Source organism: Aeromonas sp. PS2Canimalfood6 (genome assembly GCF_048276795.1).
GTDB lineage: Bacteria > Pseudomonadota > Gammaproteobacteria > Enterobacterales > Aeromonadaceae > Aeromonas > Aeromonas caviae.
Map to the genome: position 1 here is coordinate 1 of NZ_JBLUXC010000136.1, position 1,084 is coordinate 1,084.

The following is a 1,084-nucleotide window of genomic DNA, read 5'->3' on the forward strand; positions in this document are numbered from 1 at the left end:
TGCAGAGGGATGGCAAACCTGCTGGCCCGAGTGAAACACTTCATGGATACCGTGTCTCCTTTCCCGGGGAATGGCTATGGCACAGCGAAGGTGTAGCACTATTGGGATCAGTTATTTAGAATAGGGCAACTTCACGGCAAAGGACCCTCTCATGCGCGCATCTTCCCTCTCCAGACTGGCCCTGACGGCCTTGTGCAGCGCCCTGCTGGCCGGCTGCGCCCAGTCGCCGACTGGTCGCAACCAGATGCTGCTTTTCTCCCCCCAGCAGATGAACCAGCTGGGCGCCGACTCCTTCACCCAGATGAAGCAGCAGGAGAAGGTGAGCACGGATGCCAGGATGAATGCCTATGTGGGCTGCGTGGCCAAGGCGGTGACCGCCCAGGTGCCTGCCAGCTATGGCATCACCAGCTGGGAGGTAGTGGTGTTCGACTCCAAGGAGATCAACGCCTTCGCCCTGCCCGGCGGCAAGATAGGCGTTTACAGCGGCCTGCTGAAAGTCGCCAAGAATCAGGACCAGCTCGCCACCGTCATCGGTCACGAGCTGACCCACGTGCTGGCCCAGCACTCCAACGAGCGCCTCTCCCGGGATCAGCTGACCGGTATCGGGCTGGCGGTGGCGGACGCCGCCATCGGCAGCAGCGACAGCCTCGGGGGCGCTGCCACCATGGCCGCCCTGGGCCTCGGGGTCCAGGTGGGGATAGCCCTGCCTTTTGGCAGAACCCAGGAGAGCGAGGCGGACCGGCTCGGCCTCGAGCTGATGGCCCGCGCCGGGTTCAACCCGGCCGAAGCCGTCACCCTGTGGCAGAACATGAGCGCCGCCTCCGGTGGCAAGGCACCGCCCCAGCTGCTCTCCACCCACCCCAGCGACCAGAGCCGGATCGCCAACCTGCAGGCCCAGCAGGCCGAAGTGCAGCCCCTGTACCAGCAGGCGAAAGCATCAGGGCTGGTTCCCCAGTGCAAGGCGTCAGGGCCGACGCATGATCATTCTCTGCACAAGTTGATCAAGTCTCGATCAGTTGAACGGCTCCAAGTACGATTTTAATTGTACCTTGCGTTGCCAAGCTGTAAATAGTCGAGATCTTAA

At 62.6% G+C, this 1,084-nt stretch carries 1 pseudogene; it reads left to right on the plus strand.

Annotated elements, in window-relative coordinates:
• Nucleotides 1–151 precede the first annotated feature (151 nt).
• Nucleotides 152–964 (plus strand): annotated as a pseudogene (locus tag ACNPAA_RS20890) (M48 family metallopeptidase); the annotation flags it as partial.
• Nucleotides 965–1,084 lie beyond the last annotated feature (120 nt).